The sequence below is a fragment of the Burkholderia sp. SCN-KJ genome, assembly GCF_024656005.1.
Lineage (GTDB): Bacteria > Pseudomonadota > Gammaproteobacteria > Burkholderiales > Burkholderiaceae > Burkholderia.
The window spans coordinates 1-2,932 of the sequence record NZ_JANKOG010000069.1 but is presented as its reverse complement, the minus strand read 5'-3'; the positions used below and the strand labels follow the sequence as shown (position 1 = coordinate 2,932).

Genomic DNA, 2,932 nt, shown 5'->3' with positions numbered 1-2,932 from the left:
GCGAGAACTCAACCTGTAACGAGACAGACTCGTTATAGGGTCAAGCGAACAAGTGCATGTGGTGGATGCCTTGGCGATCACAGGCGATGAAGGACGCGGTAGCCTGCGAAAAGCTACGGGGAGCTGGCAAACAAGCTTTGATCCGTAGATGTCCGAATGGGGAAACCCACTCCTTTTGGAGTATCCATGGCTGAATACATAGGCCATGTGAAGCGAACGCGGTGAACTGAAACATCTAAGTAACCGCAGGAAAAGAAATCAACCGAGATTCCCAAAGTAGTGGCGAGCGAAATGGGATGAGCCTTGCACTCTTTATTTGTATTGTTAGCCGAACGCTCTGGAAAGTGCGGCCATAGCAGGTGATAGCCCTGTAGGCGAAAACAGTATGAAAGAACTAGGTGTGCGACAAGTAGGGCGGGACACGTGAAATCCTGTCTGAAGATGGGGGGACCATCCTCCAAGGCTAAATACTCGTGATCGACCGATAGTGAACCAGTACCGTGAGGGAAAGGCGAAAAGAACCCCGGGAGGGGAGTGAAATAGATCCTGAAACCGCATGCATACAAACAGTCGGAGCCTCGTAAGGGGTGACGGCGTACCTTTTGTATAATGGGTCAGCGACTTACGTTCAGTAGCAAGCTTAACCGTATAGGGCAGGCGTAGCGAAAGCGAGTCCGAATAGGGCGTTCAGTTGCTGGGCGTAGACCCGAAACCAGGTGATCTATCCATGGCCAGGATGAAGGTGCGGTAACACGTACTGGAGGTCCGAACCCACTAACGTTGAAAAGTTAGGGGATGAGCTGTGGATAGGGGTGAAAGGCTAAACAAACCTGGAAATAGCTGGTTCTCTCCGAAAACTATTTAGGTAGTGCCTCGTGTCTCACCTTCGGGGGTAGAGCACTGTCATGGTTGGGGGGTCTATTGCAGATTACCCCGCCATAGCAAACTCCGAATACCGAAGAGTGCAATCACGGGAGACAGACATCGGGTGCTAACGTCCGGTGTCAAGAGGGAAACAACCCAGACCGCCAGCTAAGGTCCCCAAATATAGCTAAGTGGGAAACGAAGTGGGAAGGCTAAAACAGTCAGGAGGTTGGCTTAGAAGCAGCCACCCTTTAAAGAAAGCGTAATAGCTCACTGATCGAGTCGTCCTGCGCGGAAGATGTAACGGGGCTAAGCTATATACCGAAGCTGCGGATGCGTGCTTAGCACGCATGGTAGGAGAGCGTTCCGTAAGCCTGCGAAGGTGCGTTGAAAAGCGTGCTGGAGGTATCGGAAGTGCGAATGCTGACATGAGTAGCGATAAAGGGGGTGAAAGGCCCCCTCGCCGTAAGCCCAAGGTTTCCTACGCAACGTTCATCGGCGTAGGGTGAGTCGGCCCCTAAGGCGAGGCAGAAATGCGTAGCTGATGGGAAGCAGGTCAATATTCCTGCACCATTGTTAGATGCGATGGGGGGACGGATCGCGGAAGGTTGTCCGGGTGTTGGAAGTCCCGGTCGCTGCATTGGAGAAGGCGCTTAGGCAAATCCGGGCGCAGGATTCAAGGGTGTGGCGCGAGCTCCTTAGGGAGCGAAGCAATTGGAAGTGGTTCCAAGAAAAGCCTCTAAGCTTCAGTCTAACGATGACCGTACCGCAAACCGACACAGGTGGGCGAGATGAGTATTCTAAGGCGCTTGAGAGAACTCGGGAGAAGGAACTCGGCAAATTGGTACCGTAACTTCGGGATAAGGTACGCCCTTGTAGCTTGATGCGCCTGCGCGCAAAGGGTGAAGGGGTTGCAATAAACTGGTGGCTGCGACTGTTTAATAAAAACACAGCACTCTGCAAACACGAAAGTGGACGTATAGGGTGTGACGCCTGCCCGGTGCCGGAAGATTAAATGATGGGGTGCAAGCTCTTGATTGAAGTCCCGGTAAACGGCGGCCGTAACTATAACGGTCCTAAGGTAGCGAAATTCCTTGTCGGGTAAGTTCCGACCTGCACGAATGGCGTAACGATGGCCACACTGTCTCCTCCCGAGACTCAGCGAAGTTGAAGTGTTTGTGATGATGCAATCTACCCGCGGCTAGACGGAAAGACCCCATGAACCTTTACTGTAGCTTTGCATTGGACTTTGAACCGATCTGTGTAGGATAGGTGGGAGGCTATGAAACCGGAACGCTAGTTTCGGTGGAGCCGTCCTTGAAATACCACCCTGGTTTGTTTGAGGTTCTAACCTTGGCCCGTGATCCGGGTCGGGGACAGTGCATGGTAGGCAGTTTGACTGGGGCGGTCTCCTCCCAAAGCGTAACGGAGGAGTACGAAGGTACGCTAGGTACGGTCGGAAATCGTGCTGATAGTGCAATGGCATAAGCGTGCTTAACTGCGAGACCGACAAGTCGAGCAGGTGCGAAAGCAGGTCATAGTGATCCGGTGGTTCTGTATGGAAGGGCCATCGCTCAACGGATAAAAGGTACTCTGGGGATAACAGGCTGATACCGCCCAAGAGTTCATATCGACGGCGGTGTTTGGCACCTCGATGTCGGCTCATCTCATCCTGGGGCTGTAGCCGGTCCCAAGGGTATGGCTGTTCGCCATTTAAAGAGGTACGTGAGCTGGGTTTAAAACGTCGTGAGACAGTTTGGTCCCTATCTGCCGTGGGCGTTGGATATTTGAAGGGGGCTGCTCCTAGTACGAGAGGACCGGAGTGGACGAACCTCTGGTGTACCGGTTGTCACGCCAGTGGCATCGCCGGGTAGCTATGTTCGGAAGAGATAACCGCTGAAAGCATCTAAGCGGGAAACTCGCCTTAAGATGAGATATCCCTGGGGACTAGATCCCCTTGAAGGGTCGTTCGAGACCAGGACGTTGATAGGTCAGGTGTGTAAGCGCAGTAATGCGTTCAGCTAACTGATACTAATTGCCCGTAAGGCTTGATCCTATAACAAGTCTG

General features: G+C 52.8%; 1 rRNA gene. It reads left to right on the top strand.

The features are described 5' to 3' along the window. Positions 1-38: 38 nt before the first annotated feature. Positions 39-2,920: ribosomal RNA gene (locus NQV17_RS37595) — 23S ribosomal RNA — on the top strand. Positions 2,921-2,932: the final 12 nt, after the last annotated feature.